21 protein-coding genes and 3 tRNA genes are annotated in these 19,841 nt (G+C 64.2%); 11 read left to right on the top strand and 13 right to left on the bottom strand.

All coding sequences use genetic code 11. The features are described from left to right. Positions 1-4: 4 nt before the first annotated feature. Positions 5-316, bottom strand: coding sequence for a hypothetical protein (locus ACX12D_RS05240; RefSeq protein WP_150986268.1), 312 nt, complete (start codon positions 314-316; stop codon positions 5-7). 258 nt (positions 317-574) lie between these two features. Here ACX12D_RS05240 and ACX12D_RS05235 point away from each other — a divergent pair, with 258 nt between their 5' ends. Continuing rightward, positions 575-877, top strand: coding sequence for a hypothetical protein (locus tag ACX12D_RS05235; protein ID WP_082054800.1), 303 nt, complete (start codon positions 575-577; stop codon positions 875-877). Between the two features lie 159 nt (positions 878-1,036). On the opposite strand, the gene ACX12D_RS05230 is transcribed toward ACX12D_RS05235, so the two are convergent. Then, positions 1,037-1,720, bottom strand: coding sequence for a Fe2+-dependent dioxygenase (locus ACX12D_RS05230; RefSeq protein WP_459373172.1), 684 nt, complete (start codon positions 1,718-1,720; stop codon positions 1,037-1,039). A gap of 240 nt (positions 1,721-1,960) precedes the next feature. Here ACX12D_RS05230 and ACX12D_RS05225 point away from each other — a divergent pair, with 240 nt between their 5' ends. After that, positions 1,961-2,248 (top strand): hypothetical protein, encoded by a 288-nt coding sequence (locus ACX12D_RS05225; protein WP_459373171.1) that lies wholly within the window; start codon positions 1,961-1,963, stop codon positions 2,246-2,248. A gap of 123 nt (positions 2,249-2,371) precedes the next feature. Beyond that, positions 2,372-2,815, top strand: coding sequence for a hypothetical protein (locus ACX12D_RS05220; protein ID WP_459373170.1), 444 nt, complete (start codon positions 2,372-2,374; stop codon positions 2,813-2,815). Positions 2,816-2,943: 128 nt separating this feature from the next. Here ACX12D_RS05220 and ACX12D_RS05215 read toward each other — a convergent pair. From ACX12D_RS05215 to ACX12D_RS05195, 5 genes are all read right to left on the bottom strand, one after another. Further along, a tRNA-Met gene (locus ACX12D_RS05215) sits at positions 2,944-3,019 on the bottom strand. Positions 3,020-3,033: 14 nt separating this feature from the next. Beyond that, a complete protein-coding gene (locus ACX12D_RS05210) occupies positions 3,034-3,201 on the bottom strand; it encodes a hypothetical protein (RefSeq protein WP_459373169.1) in 168 nt (55 codons plus the stop codon). A 237-nt stretch (positions 3,202-3,438) separates the two neighbouring features. Further along, positions 3,439-3,720, bottom strand: a complete 282-nt coding sequence (locus ACX12D_RS05205) for a hypothetical protein (RefSeq protein ID WP_174427993.1) — start codon at positions 3,718-3,720, stop codon at positions 3,439-3,441. Positions 3,721-3,876: 156 nt separating this feature from the next. Further along, on the bottom strand, positions 3,877-4,536 hold the full coding sequence (locus ACX12D_RS05200; protein WP_459373168.1) for a DUF1266 domain-containing protein: 660 nt from the start codon (positions 4,534-4,536) through the stop codon (positions 3,877-3,879). A 428-nt stretch (positions 4,537-4,964) separates the two neighbouring features. After that, a tRNA-Arg gene (locus ACX12D_RS05195) sits at positions 4,965-5,041 on the bottom strand. 123 nt (positions 5,042-5,164) lie between these two features. On the opposite strand from ACX12D_RS05195, the gene greB reads away from it, so the two are divergent. Then, positions 5,165-5,761, top strand: coding sequence for a transcription elongation factor GreB (greB, locus tag ACX12D_RS05190; protein WP_459373167.1), 597 nt, complete (start codon positions 5,165-5,167; stop codon positions 5,759-5,761). A 44-nt stretch (positions 5,762-5,805) separates the two neighbouring features. On the opposite strand, the gene ACX12D_RS05185 is transcribed toward greB, so the two are convergent. From ACX12D_RS05185 to ACX12D_RS05170, 4 genes are all read right to left on the bottom strand, one after another. After that, positions 5,806-8,223 carry a RelA/SpoT family protein gene (locus ACX12D_RS05185; RefSeq protein WP_441639448.1) on the bottom strand — a complete coding sequence of 806 codons (2,418 nt, stop codon included), beginning with the start codon at positions 8,221-8,223 and terminating at the stop codon, positions 5,806-5,808. Between the two features lie 257 nt (positions 8,224-8,480). Next, on the bottom strand, positions 8,481-8,684 hold the full coding sequence (gene rpoZ, locus ACX12D_RS05180; RefSeq protein ID WP_006162413.1) for a DNA-directed RNA polymerase subunit omega: 204 nt from the start codon (positions 8,682-8,684) through the stop codon (positions 8,481-8,483). An 84-nt stretch (positions 8,685-8,768) separates the two neighbouring features. Further along, complete coding sequence (gene gmk, locus ACX12D_RS05175) at positions 8,769-9,422, bottom strand: guanylate kinase (protein ID WP_441639392.1); 654 nt, start codon at positions 9,420-9,422, stop codon at positions 8,769-8,771. A gap of 5 nt (positions 9,423-9,427) precedes the next feature. Further along, the gene (locus ACX12D_RS05170; protein WP_459373166.1) at positions 9,428-10,369 is read right to left on the bottom strand and encodes a YicC/YloC family endoribonuclease; all 942 of its coding nucleotides are present in this window, start codon (positions 10,367-10,369) and stop codon (positions 9,428-9,430) included. 178 nt (positions 10,370-10,547) lie between these two features. Here ACX12D_RS05170 and ACX12D_RS05165 point away from each other — a divergent pair, with 178 nt between their 5' ends. The 5 genes from ACX12D_RS05165 (at position 10,548) to hemW (ending at position 15,416) form a co-directional block, all read left to right on the top strand. Then, positions 10,548-11,597, top strand: coding sequence for a serine/threonine protein kinase (locus tag ACX12D_RS05165; protein WP_459373165.1), 1,050 nt, complete (start codon positions 10,548-10,550; stop codon positions 11,595-11,597). Between the two features lie 171 nt (positions 11,598-11,768). After that, positions 11,769-12,683, top strand: a complete 915-nt coding sequence (locus ACX12D_RS05160) for a PP2C family protein-serine/threonine phosphatase (protein ID WP_441639395.1) — start codon at positions 11,769-11,771, stop codon at positions 12,681-12,683. Positions 12,684-12,824: 141 nt separating this feature from the next. After that, positions 12,825-13,544 (top strand): ribonuclease PH, encoded by a 720-nt coding sequence (rph, locus tag ACX12D_RS05155; RefSeq protein ID WP_441639396.1) that lies wholly within the window; start codon positions 12,825-12,827, stop codon positions 13,542-13,544. Between the two features lie 13 nt (positions 13,545-13,557). Next, positions 13,558-14,175 carry an RdgB/HAM1 family non-canonical purine NTP pyrophosphatase gene (gene rdgB, locus ACX12D_RS05150; RefSeq protein ID WP_459373164.1) on the top strand — a complete coding sequence of 206 codons (618 nt, stop codon included), beginning with the start codon at positions 13,558-13,560 and terminating at the stop codon, positions 14,173-14,175. Beyond that, on the top strand, positions 14,172-15,416 hold the full coding sequence (gene hemW / locus ACX12D_RS05145; RefSeq protein WP_459373163.1) for a radical SAM family heme chaperone HemW: 1,245 nt from the start codon (positions 14,172-14,174) through the stop codon (positions 15,414-15,416). Before rdgB ends, hemW begins: the two co-directional genes overlap by 4 nt. Before the next feature lie 81 nt (positions 15,417-15,497). Here hemW and ACX12D_RS05140 read toward each other — a convergent pair whose 3' ends face one another. Next, positions 15,498-16,022, bottom strand: a complete 525-nt coding sequence (locus ACX12D_RS05140; RefSeq protein WP_459373162.1) for an outer membrane lipoprotein — start codon at positions 16,020-16,022, stop codon at positions 15,498-15,500. 275 nt (positions 16,023-16,297) lie between these two features. Between ACX12D_RS05140 and ACX12D_RS05135 the strand changes: the two genes are divergently transcribed. Then, a tRNA-Ser gene (locus tag ACX12D_RS05135) sits at positions 16,298-16,387 on the top strand. Then, positions 16,360-16,674: a hypothetical protein gene (locus ACX12D_RS05130; RefSeq protein ID WP_459373161.1), complete on the top strand. Its 315-nt coding sequence runs from the start codon at positions 16,360-16,362 to the stop codon at positions 16,672-16,674. Before ACX12D_RS05135 ends, ACX12D_RS05130 begins: the two co-directional genes overlap by 28 nt. Before the next feature lie 45 nt (positions 16,675-16,719). Here the strand turns inward: ACX12D_RS05130 and ACX12D_RS05125 are convergent, their stop codons facing one another. Continuing rightward, entirely contained in the window at positions 16,720-19,836 is a 3,117-nt protein-coding gene (locus ACX12D_RS05125; protein WP_459373160.1) for a pilus assembly protein, read from the bottom strand. Positions 19,837-19,841 lie beyond the last annotated feature (5 nt).

The following is a 19,841-nucleotide window of genomic DNA, read 5'->3' as shown; positions in this document are numbered from 1 at the left end:
CGCCTCACGGCGTGCCGCGGGATTGCCGGGCGATGCGTTCGATCAGCGCGTTGGCGTCGTCCGGCAAGCCCTGCAGCGTCAGCAGGCGCGCGTTGAGCACCATGTTCTCCAGCACCAGCTTGGCGGTGGAAGCCCACATGGTCGCCAGCAACGCGTCCACCGGCATGCCGGCCGTCTCCATGGCGCTGGAGCGCTGCGCCACCAGGCGGCACACCAGCGCGCGCAGCGTGGCGTCGTCGAAGGGCAGGTCGGCATAGTCGATGGGGTCTTCCTTCTCGACTTCCACCATCAGTTGCAGCAGCATGTCTTCGGTCATCGGCAAGCTCCCAGGAAGGCTTCAAGGGTCGGATGGTCCTGTTGATGACGCTAATCCTCGGCCCTTGCGTTGTCAATGTGGCGGCCGATCGGCACTAGCGCATTGACGCAATGACGCGATGACGAAAGGCACCGGACCCGGCAGGGACAGGGACATCCGATGACTCAGGGTAAGCGATAGACAGGTCCCATCAATCAGCACTGAACAAAGCGTGTAAGCTCCGGTCTGATCTTTACTTCCAACCAAACACCAGAGTTCATGACCGAGCGTTTGTTGTCAGCCATGCGTCAATACGCATGGTTCAGTGGTGTCAAGCACCACGTGGTCCAAGGTGTCGAAGCGCTGGCCACCTTGCTCAAATCTCCCGCAGTCGCAGCCCGCGCAGTGGCTGCCATCGTTGCAGAAACCGAACAGGGCGTGCAGGTGTGGGTGTCCTACTTCGGCAAGCCGATGGATCCGCATACCCAATACGTGTTCTGGCCGATGCAGCGCGCGCTCAAGCCCGCGCGACGACGTGTAGCCATGGTCCCGTTGCCGCCGCAGCACCGGGATCGCCGTTAGCCTCGCTGCACCCTGCATCGCGAATCGCTGGCCAATGCCGGCGATTCGCGAGTATCAAGCCAAAGCATCAGGCTGAAGCATCAAGCCAAAGCACCCTGCCTCAACATCCCCTCCCCGCTTCGCTCCCTCCCCAGTTCCCCTCATTGCCCACGCCGCCGCTCAGGCGTCGGCCCAGCGCCGCAGCAGGTTGTGATACACGCCGGTAAGCCCCACCACGGCCGCGTCTTTGTGTCCCAGTGACTGGCCGACCCGCTGGATCTGCGTATCGAGCTCAAACAGTACCGAACGCTGGCCCTCGTCGCGCACCATGCTTTGGATCCAGAAAAATGACGACACGCGCGCGCCGCGCGTAACCGGGCTGACGTGATGCAGGCTGGTGGCTGGGTACAGCACCATATGCCCCGCCGGCAGCTTCACGCGTTGCTGCCCGTAGGTATCCTCCACCACCAGCTCGCCGCCGTCGTAGTCTTCCGGCTCCGTCAGGAACAACGTTGCCGAGAGGTCGCTGCGCACGCGGAAGTTGGTGCCGCGCAGGTGGCGGATCGCGTTGTCGATATGATTGTCGAACGCGTGCCCGCCCTCGTAGCGGTTGAACAAGGGCGGATAGACCTTGAGCGGCAGCGCGGCCGAGATAAAGAGCGGATTGGCGCCCAGCGCATCCTGGATCAGGTCGCCTGCCTGGCGCGCTACCGGCGAGCCTTCGGGCAGTTGGAGGTTGCGCTTGGCCAGTGCCGACTGATGCCCGGAAGTGGCGTTGCCGTCGGTCCACTCAGCCGCGTCCATCCAGGCGCGGCATTGGGCAACTTGCGCCTTTGTCAGCACATCGGGGATCTGCAGCATCATGATTTCGATTACCTCGGCAAGACGGTTGGCCCGGGACACCTTGCCGTGCCCCAGACGAGCGCCGATTGTAAGAGAAAGCCATTGATCACACAAATGGGAATCATTATCAGTATCAACTGGCCTTGACCTGACGCAAGCCCTGCGGAGGGGAGCCGCCCTGTAGGCCTTGTGCCGACATGCGTCAGGCATGCGGCCTACTACAATGGATTGGACCCAGTCCATAATGCCAAGGAGACGGAAATGCCCGAACCGGTACACGACGAAGCGTTGGTCAATCTCTACCTCGAGCAGATTTCCGCCCTGTCGATCAGCGCCTTCGATGGCGCGGACGTGAACGAGGAACTGGGACAGGTTGTGCGCGAGGCCGTCGGTCAGTGCGGTGCAAGCAAGACCGCCCCGCAGGGGAATAACCTGAGCGTGCTGATCGAGCGCTTGACGGCCAGGTCCGAGGCAGCGGCGCGCGAAGGCCAGCCGCAAGTGCGAGACACGTTTTCGCGCGCGGCCGAACTGGCCCGGGCGCCCACCTGAATCTCTGGCAGGCGCCGTGCGGGCGCCAGCCAGCGCGACACTGAACCGCTCAGCGGATCGCAGTCTCTCATTGTTATCGCCCGGCGCCCGCCGGGCGCGATCCGTTGGCGAACCCGGAGCCCCATGCACCGCGCCTTGCCCCGCTTGTTGTCAGCAGTGACAGTGCTGTGCGTGAGCGCATGCGCCGGCTACCCTTACTACGACCCTTACGACAGCTACAACCCCTACAGCCCCTACGATCCCTACGGGTTCTACGAGGGTGGCATAGCCTATCCCCCTGGCACTTACGCCTACGGGTATGGGTACGACTACGCGCTGCCCTACTATGGCGGCTTCTACGGCCCCGCCTTCTACTACGGTTACGGCGGCTATCACCGCGATCGCGGCTATCGCGCCTATGGCTACTATCGCGGTCCCGGCTACCACGCGGGCGGGCCGCGATACTACGGTGGCTATCACTATCACTCCGGCATGGCGCGCGGCTACTACCATGGCGGTGGCTGGGGAGGTAGGGGAGCGGGAGGCGCGCGAGGCGGCCGCAGCGGAGGTGGCCGCTGGCGGCACTGATCAGCGCGAACCCATGGCGCACGCAATGCAAAACAGTCCCGCGCAATGCTCGGGTTTCGTATTTTTGGGAATTTGCAGAACTTGGCCAGGACGGCCCGGAGACTAGCTTCGGAGACCAGAAAGGTCTTTGGTTGCGGGGGCAGGACTTGAACCTGCGACCTTCGGGTTATGAGCCCGACGAGCTGCCAACTGCTCCACCCCGCGTCCGAGAGGCCGGATTATGGTGGATCCCGCCGCGCATTGCAATCGCTTTGTGACGTCATCGTGAAAAACCCGCCATCGGGCGCGCCATCCCGTGCGCGCATGCTCTCGATAACGATGGCCCATTTGCCCTCGGGCAGGGACTGAACCTCCTGGCGGATCTTGTAGCCGTTGAACGCCAACATGATGCACCTCTTGCTGCGCGCGCGCCGGACAGGCCGTGCGCTTCAGCTTCAGAGTAGATCCGCAGGACATTCGATACCGTTATCGACAACAAAAGATGGATGAAGAAGGCATATCACAGCATGATATGCGACATTGCGCATCTCACAATCACCCGCACAGCGGCGCCTTCGCCGGCACGCGGCAGCACGCGCCATGGCGCACTCCCGCATTTCCCGCACGGCAAAGACGACTGCCCGCTAGTCCGTCACCGGCCCCACCAGCTTGTCCACAAGCTGATAGGCCGCAGCGAACGCGGCGACTTCGGCAGCGTGCCGGGTAGCAAACTGCGCGCCGTCGCCCGACAAGCGCTCGATGTCGCCGGCATCGGAGGGATCCGCGCCCTCCTGGCAGACGCGCACCTCGTACCCCCACTGGGCAACCTTGCCCAAAGCCGGGACGCCGCCGTCGCCCGGCTTCGATACGAGGACATAGACGTCCATGCCCCGATAGGCTTCCACCCGCCAGTCCGCATTGCTCATTGGATCCTCCCATGGTTCTTGCCGCAAGCAAGAAGCATAGCGCTTGCGCCCCCCGCACGCTCCTGAACCAGCCTAGGCCGCCAGCACCGGCCCCGCAAGACGGCGCGCACCTACACGCCATGGTGCACAGCGTGATAGCGCACCTCGCGCATGGGGCTATCCGAATCGTCGAGGCAATGCCGGACAAACGCCAGCTGCCGCTGCAAACCGGCACCAGGCCCGGCCCAGCAGATAGCTCACCGCGACCTCCTGCCAGGACGCCATCTGCGCGAAGACCTGCGACGCTGCCTGCTCGATCACGGCCCAGGCCTGGGCCTCGGTTTGCATGCCACAGTCGTAGGCGGCCCGCGCGACATGAATCGCGCGGCTCATGTCCCAGGCCAGCACGCCACGCGCAAGATCGACCCGCGAGCCGAGCAGGCGACTCGCGCGCAGTTCCGGCATGGCGCGCTCGAGATTGTCGATGCATTGGGCAAGACGCACCGGATCGAAGCGATCATCGAGCAGCACGATCTCACGCTCGCGCGCCGTGCGCGGCACCGAGAACAAGATCCGGCAGACCTGCGGATACAACGCGCGATGCCCCTCCTCCAGCAGCCACGCCAGCGTGCCCCGCGCCTCGCCGGCCGTATGGATATGCCAGTCGGTAGCCAGCACGCACGCCTGTGTGCGCGGGTCCACACCGGTGGCAAGGTTGCTGACATCAAGGGTCAACCGCGCGTCGTGCAAAAAGCCCACCAGCAGACTGCACGTGCGCTCGCCGGCGGCCGACGCAGACTTGCCCTCGATCGCCTGGCTACGGACACGGGCTTGCAAGCCCGGCCCGCGCTCCGCCGCTGGCCGCAACACGGCTGGCGGCACGCCCGGCTTGCGCCAACGGCATGCGGCACTGGCCACGACGGCGAGCACGGCGGCACAGACAAACCATGGCAACGATCGCATCGCAAGACGCTCCAGAGGAAAGCGCAATCGCTCGGCCCGGCAGATCGGGAAGCAGCAACAAGAGAGCGATCCGGTTATGAACGCGCGAGAATGCGCACCGGAATAGAGATTAGCGAGAGGAAGCTCGGCGCACGATGAGACAAGTCTCAATCGCGGCGATTACCGTCGACGCGCGGCGGAACGCCGTAGAATGAGCAGATCCGCATCTGGAAGCAGGCGGACCAGGAACCGAGAGCGACGGCGACGGCGGAAGCCCAAATGAAAAAAGAGCTTCCATTTCTGGAAGCTCTTTTCGCAATGAGTGGTGCGGCTGGCAGGATTCGAACCCACGACCCCTTGGTTCGTAGCCAAGTACTCTATCCAACTGAGCTACAGCCGCACTCGAGAAAGAAATTATAACGTACTTTTGAAATTTGGGAACCCCCCTGCCCCACTTTTTTTGCTTTTCCCTCCGGCAGGCCGCCGCTTCCTATAATGACAGCCCCGCAGATGTGATCGGATCATGAACAAGGCATTTGTCAAAGAGTCACCCGGCGACGAGGACGACGACCTTCCCGAAGGCGCCACCCCGCTGCCACCTGGCACCAAGAACTACATCTCGGCGCAAGGCTACCAGCGCTTGCGCGATGAACTGATGCACCTGATCGACACGGCGCGCCCGGAGGTGGTCCAGATCGTTTCGTGGGCCGCATCCAACGGCGACCGCTCCGAGAACGGCGACTATCACTACGGCAAGAAGCGCCTGCGCGAGATCGACCGCCGCATCCGCTTCCTGACCAAGCGCCTGGAGAAGGCCGAGGTGGTGGACCCGTCCCTGCAGGGCGACAACGACCAGATCTTTTTCGGCGCCACCGTCACCTATGCCGACCAGGCCGGCGAGGAAACCACCGTGACGATTGTCGGCACCGACGAGGTCGACCTCGACAGCAACCACGTGAGCTGGATCTCGCCGATCGCGCGCGCGCTGCTCAAGGCGCGCGAAGGCGATACGGTGCCGCTGCGCACGCCAGCCGGGGTGGAGCAGATCGATATCCTGAAAGTCAGCTATCCCACGAAGCAGGCGGAACCGATCGCCGCCGCGCAGCCGGAAAAGCACTGAGCCCGGCTCGGCCGGGCTCAGTGCTTGCGTGCGGGAAGACTGCGTCAGCCGTCGTTGCGGTCGCGGAAGATGCGGATGACGTCGGGGTTGCGCCGCAGCGCCCGCATCACGTTGGCAAGGTGCAGGCGGTTCTGCACCTGGATGATGAACTGCATGTAGGTGGCCTCCTGATGGCCGCCCTCCTGCTGCTCCATCGCCACGTGCGCGACGTTGGCGTCGGCCGAAGTCAGGTCGGCCGCCACGCGGGCGACGATGCCCTTGACGTTGCGCACCATCACCTTGATCGACACATCGAAGGAGCGCGTTGTCTTCTTCGCCCACATCACATCGATCCAGTGCTCCGGGTCCTTGCTGTGCAGGCGCTTGGCTATCTTGCAATCCTGGACGTGAATCTGCAAACCCTCGCCCTTGCCCAGGTAGCCGACGATGGAATCGCCGGGAATCGGCCGGCAGCATGACGAGAAGATCATCGACATGCCTTCATCGCCGGTGATCGGCACCGCGGGGGCTTCTTCGCCGGCGAAGGTCTGCACGGCCGCCAGCAGCGCGCTGTCGACATCGCCGGACAGCTCCTGCAGCAGGATCTCCATGCGCTTGGCCACCACGGCCGGCACGCGCCGCCCCAGCGCCAGGTCGGCAAAGATGTCTTCCTTGTGCTTGTTGCCGGTCCACTGCACCATGCGGTCCCACACCGACTGCGGCAGCGCCTTGAGCTCGATGCCGAGCTGTCGCGCCGACTGCTCCAGCAGGCGTTCGCCAAGCTGGATGGCTTCGTCGAGCCGGGTGGTCTTGAGATAGTGGCGGATGGCCGCGCGCGCCTTGCCGGTGCGCACGAACGCCAGCCACGCCGGATTGGGCTTGGAGTACGGCGCCGTCACCACCTCGACGATATCGCCGCTCTTGAGCTCCGTGCGCAGCGGCAGCAGCTCGTTGTTGATCTTGACCGCCACGCACTGGTTGCCGAGGTCGCTGTGCACGGCATAGGCGAAATCGAGCGCGGTGGCGCCGCGCGGCAGCGCGCGGATATGCCCCTTGGGGGTGAACACATAGACCGCATCCGGGAACAGGTCGATCTTGACGTGCTCGAGAAATTCCTGCGAATCGCCGGTCTGGCTCTGGATATCGAGCAGCGACTGCAACCACTGGTGCGCCTGCTGCTGGATATCGTTGGCCTGGTCGGCCTGATGCTTGTACATCCAGTGCGCGGCCACGCCGGCTTCCGCGATCTGGTGCATGTCGCGGGTGCGGATCTGGAACTCCACCGGCGTGCCGAACGGGCCCACCAGCGTGGTATGCAACGACTGGTAGCCGTTGATCTTGGGAATGGCGATGTAGTCCTTGAACTTGCCCGGCATGGGCTTGTACAGCCCGTGCAGCGCGCCCATCGCCATATAGGTGTGCATCTGGGTTTCCACGACCACGCGGAAACCATACACGTCGAGCACCTGCGAGAACGACAGCTGCTTGTCGTGCATCTTGCGGTAGATGCTGTAGAGCGTTTTTTCACGCCCCGACAGCTCCGCCACGATGCCGGCGTCGCCCAGCGCCTTCTGCGCGGTTTCGAGAATGCGCTTGACCACCTCGCGCCGGTTGCCGCGCGCAGCCTTGACCGCCTTTTCCAGCGTGGCATAGCGGAACGGCGAACCCACCTTGAAGGACAGCTCCTGCAGTTCGCGGTACGTGGTGTTGAGGCCGAGCCGATGCGCGATCGGCGCGTAGATCTCCATGGTCTCGAGCGCGATCCGGCGCCGCTTTTCCGGCGGCACGAAATCAAGCGTGCGCATGTTGTGGGTGCGGTCGGCCAGCTTGACCAGGATCACCCGCACATCGCGCGCCATCGCCAGCAGCATCTTGCGAAAGCTCTCCGCCTGCGCCTGCTCGCGGCTCTGGAATTCGAGCTTGTCCAGCTTGGTCAGGCCATCGACCAGTTCGGACACCTTGGGGCCGAATTTTTCCGCCAGCTCGCTCTTGGTGATGCCCTGGTCTTCCATCACATCGTGCAGCAACGCCGCCATGATGGATTGGACATCGAGCTTCCAGTCGGCGCACAGTTCGGCCACCGCTACCGGATGCGTGATATAGGGCTCGCCGCTCTGGCGATACTGGCCAAGGTGAGCCTCGTCCGAGAACTGGAAGGCTTCGCGCACGTGCGCCTGATCCGCCGGCTTGAGATAAGCGAGCTTCTCCATCAGCCGGGTGATCGAGATCACCTGCTGGCGTGGGGGCACTGCGGGTTGCGAGGTCGGGCCGAAGAAGTGACGATAGGACTGCGCCAGCACCGCGTCGATGAAGAGCGCATCGCCCGGCGCCGCGCCCTGCGGCGCCTCGCTCAGCTCACTTTCGGCGGCGGCCTGGGCGGCTCTTGCCTTGCCTGCGCCCATTGCGGGGGCAACGGCACGCTCGCCAACGACATCGTTGCCAAGCGGATCGGGAAGATTGGGAGCGCCGGTACGCGCCGTCACGGTCGACTGACCGGGCACGGCGCGCTTGCGCTGAACGGGTGGCACTGCATCGCCACTCGCGTCACCAGTGGCTTCTCCGCGCGATCGCGCCGGCGTGGCCGTGGGGCTGGCCGTCGCGACAGGGGAGGAAGGCTGGGAGGAAGACATGTGGGCGGCTTCTGTAATCTGGCTGGTTAAGCAAGTACGCGAACAGGTACGTTAGCAGAGTCTCAATGCAAAGGTACGCGTTGCTAGGACTGGCCACCGCCGCCCGAAAATCAGGTCGGTACCTTCTTGAGCATCTCGATGCCGATCTGGCCCGAGGCGATCTCGCGCAGCGCCACAACCGTGGGCTTGTCCTTGGCCTCGACCTTGGGAGTGTGACCCTGCACCAGCTGACGGGCCCGGTACGTTGCCGCGAGCGCGAGCTCGAAGCGATTCGGGATGTGTTTCAGACAATCTTCGACGGTAATACGCGCCATATGTAATCCACCTCGGGACAAAACCTTATGCGATGCCGGCTATTTTACAGCACGCGGCAAGAAACGTTCCCGCCGCGCTCCGGATCAATGAATACCGAGCTCGATGAAGAGGTCGGCGTGACGCGCTTTTTGTGATGAAAAACGCAGACGGGTAGCGCGGATGACGCTGCGAAGCTGTTCGAGCGCCTGCTCGAAAACCTCGTTGATGATGACATAGTCCGACTCGGACGCATGGGCCATCTCGCTGCCTGCCGCCAGCAGGCGGCGCACGATCACTTTCGGCTCGTCCTGGCCCCGCTTGTTCAGGCGTTCTTCAAGCGCTTGCAGCGACGGCGGCAGGATGAAGATCTCCATGGCGTTGGAAAACCGCTTGTGCACCTGCTGCGCGCCCTGCCAGTCGATTTCCAGCAGCACATCGTTGCCCTGGGCCATCTGTTGCTCGATCCACACCCGCGAGGTGGCGTAGTAGTTGCCGTGCACTTCCGCCCACTCGAGGAATTCGCCGCGATCGCGCGCCGCGCGGAACGCGTCCACGGTGGTGAAGTGGTATTCGCGGCCATCCTGCTCGCCGGGACGCGGCGCGCGGGTGGTGTGCGAGATGGATAGGCGAATGGCCTGGTCCTGCGCCAGCAGCGCGTTGACCAGGGTGGACTTGCCGGCGCCGGAAGGCGCCACCACCATGAACAGGTTGCCGGGGTAGGCGGTGTCGATGGCGACGTGGGACGACGTTTCACTCATGATGATTATTCTAGGTTCTGAATCTGTTCTCGCATCTGCTCGATCAGCAGTTTGAGTTCCATGGCGGCATCGGCCAGTTCTTTGGCCGCTGATTTGGAGCCCAGCGTGTTCGCTTCGCGGTTGAGCTCCTGCATCATGAAATCGAGCCGCTTGCCAACCTGCCCGCCCTTCTTGAGGATATGGCCGGTTTCGTTCAGGTGGGCCTGCAGGCGCGACAGCTCTTCGGCGATGTCGATGCGGATGCCGTAGACCGTGGCTTCCTGGCGGATGCGCTCGCCGATTTCGTCACGGCTCATCGAGGGCATGCCACCGGGCGCGACCAGGTTGAAGGCCTCCTGCAGGCGCTCGGTGAGCTTGTCCTGGTGATGGGAGATCAGCTGCGGGATGGTGGGCGTGAGGCGCTCGACGATGGCCAGCATGGCTTCGATGCGCTCGTCCAGCGTGGCCTTGAGCGCGTCGCCCTCGCGGCGGCGCGCTTCCAGCAACTGGCCCAGCGCTTCCTTGGCAGCGCCCGTCACGGCCTCGCGCAGGGCGTCCTGCGACAACTCGGGCTCCACCAGCACGCCGGGCCAGCGCAGGATCTCGCCCATGCGCAGCGAGCCGGCTTGCGTGAAGGTGGCTGCCACCGTGGCCTCGATCGAGCGGATCTGCGCCAGCAAGGCGTCGTTGAGCGCCAGCGTGGTGCCGCCGGCGCCGGCATCGGCGCGCTGCAGGTTAATGCGGCATTCCAGCTTGCCGCGCGACAGCTTCGCCATGAGCATTTCCCGCAGCGCCGGCTCGAAGGCGCGGCATTCTTCGGGAGCCCGGAAAAACAGGTCGAGGAATCGCGAATTGACTGTGCGGAACTCCACCGAAACGGATGCGGTCCTGCCGGTGGGCGCGCCTTGCGCGTCCGTCAGCGGCGCCTGGCGCGTCGCCAGGCCGTAGCCTGTCATGCTGTGGATCATTAAGTAGTCTCGCGAAATGGCCATCTGGCCGCATGGGTTCAAACAGCCCGGGGAGCCGGCAGCCCCGCAACCAGGCTGGTTGAACGCCGAAAAGAGAGGCCAAAATGGCCGCTATTGTGTTCTTTACAAGTCTTCGATTAGTCAGGACAATCCTGAGGCAATCAAGGTCCCGAATCCTATGACAGAGCCAAAGGGCGCATCACCTCCAAAGAGCGCACCGCTGCCCATCGGCACGCTGCTGTCCAACTACCGTATTGTAAAGAAGTTGGCCAGTGGGGGGTTCAGTTTCGTCTACCTTGCCACCGACGAGACCGGCTCCCCTGTCGCGATCAAGGAGTACCTGCCGTCGTCCCTGGCACGCCGCCAGCCCGGCGAGCTGATCCCCGTGGTGCCCGAGGAAAGCGCGGCGTCGTTCCGGCTGGGACTCAAGTATTTCTTCGAGGAAGGCCGCTCGCTGGCGAAGATTTCGCATCCCAGCGTGGTGCGCGTGGTGAATTTCTTCCGCGAGAATTCCACCGTCTACATGGTGATGAACTACGAGCTGGGCAAGACGCTGCAGGAACACATCCTGCACGCGCGCCAGCAAGGCCGCGCCAAGGTGCTGCGCGAACACTTCATCCGCAAGGTCTTCCACGACCTGATGAGCGGCCTGCGCGAAGTGCATATCCACAAGCTGCTGCACCTGGACATCAAGCCCGGCAACATCTACCTGCGCGAAGACGAATCGCCCATCCTGCTCGATTTTGGCGCCGCCCGCCAGATCCTGACCATGGAAGCGGCGCGCTTCCAGCCCATGTACACGCCGGGCTTTGCCGCGCCGGAGCTCTACGGCAAGCATTCCGAGCTGGGCCCGTGGACCGACATCTACAGCCTTGGCGCCACGCTCTACGCCTGCATGGCCGGCATGCCGCCCCAGGAGGCCAACCAGCGCGAAAAGGACGACCGCATGGCGGACTCCATCACGCGGTTGCGCGCCAGCTATACCAACGGACTGGTGGACCTGGTCGAATGGTGCCTGCGGCTGCCCCCTTCCGAGCGGCCGCAGAGCGTGTTCCGGCTGCAGAAGGAGTTGCGCGAACAAACCAATGCGCTAGGCGAGCAGGCCGCCGCGCCCGCAGCCGCGGCCGCCGAGCGCCCCCTGGCAAGCCGGTTCCTGACGCTGCTGCGCAAGCGCGAGGAACCAGCCGCGGCAATCCAGGCCAAGGAGTCCGGCGCAAGCGGCGAATAAATAACAAAATGGCGCCATCCCCGCGCCGTGTGCCCCCCCCTTCCGTGCGCCCCTTCTGCCACCATTTGCAACTATGATGAGAACCGTCGCCTCGCGCCACGCCCGCACGCTGTGCCGGTGGAGCGCGCAGATGATGACGCCGTCTCTCAAGAACCGACTCCTACAGCCACCATGCGATTCTCCGTCTACCAGGAAAGCAGAAAAGGCGGCCGCCGCATCAACCAGGACCGCATGGGCTATTGCTTTACGCGGGATGCCCTGCTGATGGTGCTGGCCGATGGCCTGGGCGGCCACGCGCTGGGCGAAGTCGCCGCGCAACAAGCCTTGCAGACCCTGGCGCGCCAGTTCCAGGCCCAGGCCCGGCCTTCGATCCGCAATCCTGCCGATTTCCTGCAGGACACCATCATGCTGGCCCACCGGGAAATCCATCGCTACGCCGAAGCCAACCAGCTGGCCGACGTCCCGCGCACCACCGTGGTCTGCTGCCTGGTCCAGAACGGCCAGATCCACTGGGCCCACGCCGGCGACTCGCGCCTCTACCTGGTGCGCAAGGGCAACCTGCTGACCCGCACGCGCGACCACTCCAAGATCGAGAACCTGCTGCAGCAGGAGCGCGTGCTGCCAATGGAAGTGGCCAACCATCCCGAGCGCAACAAGCTCTACAACTGCCTGGGCTCGCCCAACCTGCCGCTGATCGATATCGGCGGCCCGCTGCGGCTGGAGCCGGGCGACGTGGCGCTGCTGTGCTCCGACGGGTTGTGGGGCAGCATCGAAGAGCAACTGCTGGTCGAGAAAGTCACCAACTTGTCCGTGGTGCATGCCATCCCGGACCTGATCGAGCAGGCGCTGCACAACGCCGGCGACGGCGCCGACAACACGACAGCCATCGCCATGATGTGGGAGCTCGACGCCCACCTGTCCAACGAGGACTCAGTCGCCACCGAGACCCTGCCGCTCAACACGTTCACCACCTCGATCCTGGAGAACAACGGCGGCGATACCGACCTGCTCTCGGAGGAGGAGATCGAGCGCTCCATCGCCGAGATTCGCGCGGCGATCGACAAGACCAGCAATTTCATGCGCTGAACCCGGGCCAAAGTACCGCCCGCGCCGCAATGGCGCGGGAATTGGCACTCCCCCCGCGGGAGGAGTTGGGGCAGGACGCGCACGCGCAGCCCGGCGGCGTTAAAATCCGGGTCCTGAATCGATTTCCGAGAAAACCTCCACATGCGACCCAGCGGACGCGCAGCCGATGCGCTGCGCCCTATTGCTCTGACCCGCCACTACACCCGCCACGCCGAAGGCGCTGTCCTGAGTGCCTTTGGCGACACCAAGGTGCTGTGCACCGCCAGCGTGCTGGCCAAGGTGCCTCCCCACAAGAAGGGCAGCGGCGAAGGCTGGGTCACCGCCGAGTACGGCATGCTGCCGCGCGCCACCCACACGCGCTCGGACCGTGAAGCCGCCCGCGGCAAGCAGACCGGGCGCACGCAGGAAATCCAGCGCCTGATCGGCCGCGCGATGCGCTCGGTGTTCGATCTGTCCGCGCTGGGCGAATTCACCATCCACCTGGACTGCGACGTGCTGCAGGCCGATGGCGGCACCCGCACCGCGGCCATCACCGGCGCCTTCGTGGCCGCCCATGACGCTGTTTCCGCCATGCTGCGCAACGGCCAGATCAAGGCCAGCCCGATCCGCGACTTCGTTGCCGCCGTGTCGGTTGGCATGGTGGATGGCGTGGCCGTGCTCGATCTGGATTATGCCGAGGACAGCAGCTGCGACACCGACATGAACGTGGTGATGACCGGCAGCGGCGGCTTTGTCGAAGTGCAAGGCACCGCCGAGGGCGTGCCGTTCAGCCGTGCCGATCTCGATGCGATGACGCGCATCGCCGAGCAAGGCATTGCCGAACTGGTGGCGCACCAGCGCCGCGCGCTAGGCCTGGCCTGATACGGTGAACGCCATGCAACGCCTGGTCCTCGCCTCCAACAACCCCGGCAAGCTCGGCGAGTTTGGCGCGCTGCTGGCGCCGCTCGGCTTCGAGGTGATCCCGCAGGGGCAGCTCGGCATTGCCGAGGCCGAGGAGCCCTACGCCACCTTCGTCGAGAACGCCCTCACCAAGGCGCGCCACGCCAGCCGCCTGGCCGGCCTGCCCGCGCTGGCGGATGACTCCGGCATCTGCGTCGACGCGCTGGATGGCGCGCCGGGCGTCTACTCCGCGCGTTATGCGCAACTCGTGGGCAAGCCCAAGTCCGATGCCGCCAACAACGCCCACCTCATCTCGCAGCTGGCCGGCAAGCTCAACCGCCACGCCTACTACTACTGCGTGCTGGTGCTGGTGCGCCATGCCGAGGATCCGCGGCCGGTGATCGCCGAGGGCGTGTGGGCCGGCGAGGTAGTCGACACGCCGCGCGGCAACGCCGGCTTTGGCTACGATCCGCACTTCCTGCTGCCGCACCTGGGCAAGACCGCGGCCGAGCTGAGCGCCGAGGAAAAAAACGCCGTCAGCCACCGCGCGCTCGCGCTCAGGGCGCTGACCGAGCGCCTGCAGGCCGACAGCCCCGGGACTGGCTGCCCATGATCCCGATCGTTCCCCTGGCGTCCGCGGGCGCCAGCGCCCCCGCCGATACCAAGTCATTGTGGCTGCAGCCGGGCCAGCTCGCGCTGCCCGGCTCCCCGCCGCTGTCGCTCTACGTGCATATCCCGTGGTGCGTGCGCAAGTGCCCGTACTGCGATTTCAACTCGCATGCCGTGCCCGGCGCCGCGGACAGCCACGACATCCCGGAAGACGCCTACCTGGACGCGCTGCGCGCCGACCTGGAGCAATCGCTGCCGCTGGTATGGGGCCGCCAGGTGCACACGGTCTTCATCGGCGGCGGCACGCCCAGCCTGCTGTCGGCCGCAGGCATGGACCGGCTGCTGTCGGATATCCGCGCGCTGTTGCCGCTGGACGCCGACGCGGAGATCACGATGGAGGCCAACCCCGGCACCTTCGAGGCGGAGCGCTTCGCCAGCTATCGCGCCAGCGGCATCAACCGCTTGTCCATCGGCATCCAGAGTTTCAACGACCGCCATCTTGCCGCGCTCGGCCGCATCCACGGCGGCGCGGAGGCCCGCGCGGCGATCGGCATCGCGCTGGACAACTTCGACAACGTCAACCTGGACCTGATGTACGCGCTGCCCGGCCAGACGCTGGCGGAATGCGCCGAGGACCTGGAGACGGCGCTGTCGTTCAACACCACGCACCTGTCGCTCTATCACCTGACGCTGGAGCCCAACACGCTGTTCGCCAAGTTCCCGCCGGCGCTGCCGGATGACGACAGCGCGTATGAAATGCAGGACCTGATCGAAGCGCGCACCGCGCAGGCAGGCTACGTCCACTACGAAACCTCGGCCTACGCCCGGCCGCACCGGCAAGCGCGCCACAACCTGAACTACTGGCGCTTCGGCGACTACCTGGGCATCGGGGCCGGCGCGCACGGCAAGCTGTCGTTCCCGCACCGGGTGCTGCGCCAGATGCGCCACAAGCATCCCGCCACGTATATGGCGCAGGCCATGGCCGGCAACGCGGTGCAGGAGCAGCACGATGTCGGCGCAGCCGAGCTGCCCTTCGAGTTCATGCTGAACGCGCTGCGCCTGACTGACGGCGTGCCAGCCAGCACGTTCTTCGACCACACCGGGCTGCCGCTGCACACCATCAGCCGCGACCTGGCCGCCGCCGAAAAGAAAGGGCTGCTGGAAGCGGATCTTGCGACCATCAAGCCAACAGAACTGGGGCGGCGCTTCCTGAACGACCTGCAGGAGATGTTCCTGAAAGGTTGATCGCGATACCACGCCGCCACAAGCAAAACGGCCACCCGAGGGTGGCCGTTTGCTCGCGTGCGCGGCGCGAAGGCACGCCGGTCAGTACGGCGTCGCCATGTCGTTGGCCACCTGGGCGCGGGAACCGATGCGCAGATTGCTCACGTTGCGCTGCGTCACGGTAGCCATGCGGCCATCGTCCAGCCGCACGTTGACGCGATACACGGTATCGGTGCTGCTGCCTGCGCGCTTCTCGATCTGGTTGCCCGCCACGCCACCCGCCACCGCGCCGCCGATGGTGGCAATGGTATTGCCGGTGCCCCCGCCGATCTGGTGGCCCAGCAAACCGCCGGCCACGCCGCCGATCACCGTGCCGAGCAGGCCCGAGCTGTTTTGCTGCGTCGTCACCGGCTCGATCGATTCCACCCGGCCGTAGAACACCGAATTCGCGGGTGCCTGGTAGGTATTGGTGCCTGGGGGCGGGGGCGGTGCCTGGTACGCCGCTTGCTGCGGCGCACCGTAGCCACCGCCATAGCCGCCGCCGTAGCCACCACCGGGCGCCGCGCAACCCGCCAAGCCAGCCACCGCGGCGGCCGCCGCCACGCTCAACAGAGTCTTGCCGTTCATCAGTTGTTCTCCTCAAGTGATTGCAAATGCGTGGAACGAGGGAGCGCGGCGCATCGGCATGCGCCCCCTCACGCATATTAGGATCGGTCGGACGAAATGAAGGTTCCATCGCGTCCGACGAACACCGACAAAACAACTTTGCACGCCGCATACTGCCGCGCGTCCCCGCACTTGCTATAATGCGCGGCGCTGGCCGTCGTGCCGGCGTCCAAGGCAGCATGCCGCTCGGGCCGGAATCTCCCGGCTTCGCGCTACAATGCCTGCCATTCCTTTCCGGAAGCGTGGCCGAGTGGTTTAAGGCAGCAGTCTTGAAAACTGCCGATGGGGTGACCCATCCGTGAGTTCGAATCTCACCGCTTCCGCCAATTCTGCAGACCAGATCATTGATTTTAAATGGCTTTTTTTAGCCATTTGGCTGCCATTTGGCATGACATCATCTTGCCGCTCTCGATGTGCTTTTTTCCACGTTCGACCGTTCAACCACATCCGCAGAAAGCTTCAAACGGGCTCTAAGACCGCAACGGCTCCCATTGGGCCCATAAAAACCCGCCGCTTGATTGAAATTGGCGTCGTCCGAAAACATATCGGACGACCGAACTTGCCGCTCGGCCGCCGCTGGGTCGGTCTGGAAGCAGATCACAACGGGGCCTGAGAGCACTCGGGTACGACAGCCGACCACCTGCGCCAAGCGCCGCCCCTAGTCGATAATCCCCCGCCAGTAAGTACGATAGCGACGACCCAACGTAGGTCCGGACGGCGTGAATACATTGGTGCCGCTGACGGCCGCCTGGTACGTGTTGCCGCCGATCTGGACCGAGATCGGGACCGGCGTGGGCGCGTAGCCGCCGCCGGTTAGCACTAGATAGCGATCTGCGGCCGTCAAGCCACCGTCGCCCGTGAGATCACTGGTGGAAGCGGCGGTCAGATAGTTCATCATGTAGTACCGCGCTTCCCCGAGGTTTCCCGTACACGAATTGGTAGCCGCGGTAGCCGGGGTGTTGGTGGTAAACATGACCGTGCCGGACAGTGTAGTGGAGCCGCTGACAACCTTCTCCCCCGCACCGAGCGTGACATACCAGCCGCTTGCCGTCGATAGCGCCTGCTTGGCGGCAGCGATCTGGGCTGGGGTGCCGACTTGCACCAGATCGGCGGTGGCGTCATAGAGCTGACCGGCAACGCCGGTCGTGGCGCCGGCCACTCCTTCAGTGATGGGGGTCGAACGCACGGCATTCAGGCTGTGGTCATCCTTGATCATGTAATACCGATTCTGGATGGTCGTGTCGAACGGGTGCTCTCGGTCACCGGAGCCGATCAGCAGGCTATCGGTCGGGTTCAGCGCGGTGGCGGGCACGATGTCAGGCGCGTAAAGGAACTTGCGCGCAGCGGCACTGCTTCCTCCGAGCGAGGCAAGCTTGGTCACGGTCCAGTTCGCCGGCGAGGCGTCGCCGATGTTGATCCGCCAGATGTTGGCGCCGGTATCGGCGGCGTATAGACGATCGATATATCCGTCGCGGTTGGAATCGTAGATCGCGACATTGGAGGGAATAGCGTAGGTCATACCCGGCACGTTCAAGCCCGATGAGCCGGTGGCCGCGGCCGGGCCGGCCTGCCAGACCAGATTGCCGGTGGCCGCATCCAGCACCATCACGCCGCGGCCCTGGGTAGCGGTGCCTTGCACGATGGTGTCGTTGGCGGCGGTATCGTAGCCCAGGCCAAAAACAACGACTGGATTGCCCTGATTGGCCTTCACCTTCGCGATGCGCAGGTCCGACCAGGTCTGCCCCAACTCACCGAAACCCGTATCGCTGGCGCCATGCTTCCACAGCAGCTTCGGTGCGGTTGGGTTGGTCACATCCAGGGCATAGATGAAGTTCCCGCCCCTACGCATGGTCAGGAACAGATAAGCCTTGGTGACCGCCCCGGTGGTGGGGTCCGACTCCGTATAGGCCGTTGACGAACCATCCACGAAGTATGGCTTCGGCGCCGAACTCGAAATCGACGGCGAGTGGTTATACATCCTGCCGAACTTCGGGAAATGCTCGGACGGGATGAAGCTCCACAACTCCGTTCCGCCGGCACTGCTCTGACCACCCTTGACAGCATGCAACATGCCATCGTTGGCACCGTAGAAGACCACGATATCGTCGGCAGTGCGGTTGTAGTTGATCACAGCCGGCCGGGAGTGCAGCACGTCGCCATGCGCGAAGCCACGAATATTGTAGACAGGCGAGGCGGAAGGATTGGCGACAAGGGGATCGTCCGCCAGGGTATTGCCCCCTCGCACCCAATTGATGACAGGCTCGGTGTTGGCCCCGCTCGACAGGCCGAGCATTGTGGCCACGATCGAGGAATTGCTGGTGCTGAATGGCGTGCCAGACAGGGAAGAACCCGACGTGCAACTGCCGGTGCAGGTATAGACGTTGCGGCTCGCCTGATTATTCGCAAACGCGGTGCGCAGGTATTGCCCCACGCCGCCTTTTTCCACCAGGTCGCCGTCAGGTGAATCCGAACTGCCTCCCACGCCCTGCGAATCCACGTAGTAATTAGGATCCCAGAAGGTTGAAGGATTGGTCCAGAAGCTGATCACATTTGGGTTGACGAAGCCCGTTGTGCTGCTCAGCACCTTCGCGCCAACGCTATCGGCCATATACACGTTGCCGGTCGAGTCCACAGCCAGCTGGTACTGCTTCAGGTTGCCAACCCAGTTCGGCTTGGCATAGGCGTCCGGGCGGAACGTGCCCAGGTACACCTGGTTCAGATAGGTGCCACGCACGCTTACCGACACCGGCAGGGAAACCGACGCGAAAACTGAGTTCACCGCCTGGATCTGAGCCAGGATATTGCTCAACGCCGCCGCCAGAGCGGTATCACTGCCGGCCTGGAAATAGTCGCCGCCGCCATTGCCGGCGACGCTCTTCATCATGGCCGTGAAATCGGTATTTTGCTGCGCGTTGTAAGCGTCGATGGTGAAGGTGGTCACGGATCCATTCGCAGCGGCCGCGCTACCGGCGCCGAGGTCCGGGCGCAATTTCAGGAAGCGTGCCCAGGCGGCCTGGACATTCGAGATCGTGGAATACCCAGGGTATTTCGCCAGCGTGGTAGCGGCCGGGTCCGTGCTGGCGGGCACGGGCGGCAACTGGCCCTGTCGGTTGTTGCCAATGAAGATGATATAGGTGTGCGCACAGCCGCTGCTGCCAATCGGGCTGTTGTACGCCGAGCCATTGGCGGAGCCCTTGTAGGCGTAGCCCGAGGACAAGCCGCCGGTGGCGGAGGTTGTCAGATTATCCTTGCTGGTTCCGGCGTTGCCGGAGTAATCCGCAAGCGGATCCATGCCCGCCCAACTGTTGGAACCATTGAGATAGAGCCAGGCTTCGTACAAGGCGTTGGCGTAGTCACCGGAAGCCTGGTCGATCTTTTCATCCGGAGCATTGACATCGATGCCGCCAACGATGTTCTGCAACGCAGTGTTATTGGCGGCCACGCTCATATCGCGTATGCCATAGCGCAGGTAGCCGCCATCGCGCTTGTTTGCCAGGGACAACATCATCAGGCCCACATTGGCCGGCTTCGTCAGGCCAGCCACGAAGTTCTTGATGGCCGTCAGTTCCGCCTGGCCCTGCGTTGGCGATCCGACCCACTTCTGCGAGGCCTTCGACCAGTTGGCCGTGTTGTCCAGGATAAACAGGATGTTCGGCGCCGGCGATTTCACGCCTGGCGGCTGGTTGAAGATATCGGTGTCATCTGTGCGGCCGGTGATCGACACTAGCGCCAGCGAGGCCAGCAGAATGAGCTTCAGCAGTCTCAATATATTCACGGTGG

The sequence above is a fragment of the Cupriavidus sp. PET2-C1 genome (assembly GCF_054515855.1).
Note: the sequence above shows the minus strand (reverse complement) of the source record. Positions and strands in the feature narration are given on the sequence as shown.

What these genes read in the sequence shown, in the direction of transcription:
- ACX12D_RS05240 (WP_150986268.1), bottom strand. Translation starts at nt 316, where the DNA reads ATGACCGAAGACATGCTGCTGCAACTGATGGTGGAAGTCGAGAAGGAA.
- ACX12D_RS05235 (WP_082054800.1), top strand. Translation starts at nt 575, where the DNA reads ATGACCGAGCGTTTGTTGTCAGCCATGCGTCAATACGCATGGTTCAGT.
- ACX12D_RS05230 (WP_459373172.1), bottom strand. Translation starts at nt 1,720, where the DNA reads ATGATGCTGCAGATCCCCGATGTGCTGACAAAGGCGCAAGTTGCCCAA.
- ACX12D_RS05225 (WP_459373171.1), top strand. Translation starts at nt 1,961, where the DNA reads ATGCCCGAACCGGTACACGACGAAGCGTTGGTCAATCTCTACCTCGAG.
- ACX12D_RS05220 (WP_459373170.1), top strand. Translation starts at nt 2,372, where the DNA reads ATGCACCGCGCCTTGCCCCGCTTGTTGTCAGCAGTGACAGTGCTGTGC.
- ACX12D_RS05210 (WP_459373169.1), bottom strand. Translation starts at nt 3,201, where the DNA reads ATGTTGGCGTTCAACGGCTACAAGATCCGCCAGGAGGTTCAGTCCCTG.
- ACX12D_RS05205 (WP_174427993.1), bottom strand. Translation starts at nt 3,720, where the DNA reads ATGAGCAATGCGGACTGGCGGGTGGAAGCCTATCGGGGCATGGACGTC.
- greB (WP_459373167.1), top strand. Translation starts at nt 5,165, where the DNA reads ATGAACAAGGCATTTGTCAAAGAGTCACCCGGCGACGAGGACGACGAC.
- rpoZ (WP_006162413.1), bottom strand. Translation starts at nt 8,684, where the DNA reads ATGGCGCGTATTACCGTCGAAGATTGTCTGAAACACATCCCGAATCGC.
- gmk (WP_441639392.1), bottom strand. Translation starts at nt 9,422, where the DNA reads ATGAGTGAAACGTCGTCCCACGTCGCCATCGACACCGCCTACCCCGGC.
- ACX12D_RS05170 (WP_459373166.1), bottom strand. Translation starts at nt 10,369, where the DNA reads ATGATCCACAGCATGACAGGCTACGGCCTGGCGACGCGCCAGGCGCCG.
- ACX12D_RS05165 (WP_459373165.1), top strand. Translation starts at nt 10,548, where the DNA reads ATGACAGAGCCAAAGGGCGCATCACCTCCAAAGAGCGCACCGCTGCCC.
- ACX12D_RS05160 (WP_441639395.1), top strand. Translation starts at nt 11,769, where the DNA reads ATGCGATTCTCCGTCTACCAGGAAAGCAGAAAAGGCGGCCGCCGCATC.
- rph (WP_441639396.1), top strand. Translation starts at nt 12,825, where the DNA reads ATGCGACCCAGCGGACGCGCAGCCGATGCGCTGCGCCCTATTGCTCTG.
- rdgB (WP_459373164.1), top strand. Translation starts at nt 13,558, where the DNA reads ATGCAACGCCTGGTCCTCGCCTCCAACAACCCCGGCAAGCTCGGCGAG.
- hemW (WP_459373163.1), top strand. Translation starts at nt 14,172, where the DNA reads ATGATCCCGATCGTTCCCCTGGCGTCCGCGGGCGCCAGCGCCCCCGCC.
- ACX12D_RS05140 (WP_459373162.1), bottom strand. Translation starts at nt 16,022, where the DNA reads ATGAACGGCAAGACTCTGTTGAGCGTGGCGGCGGCCGCCGCGGTGGCT.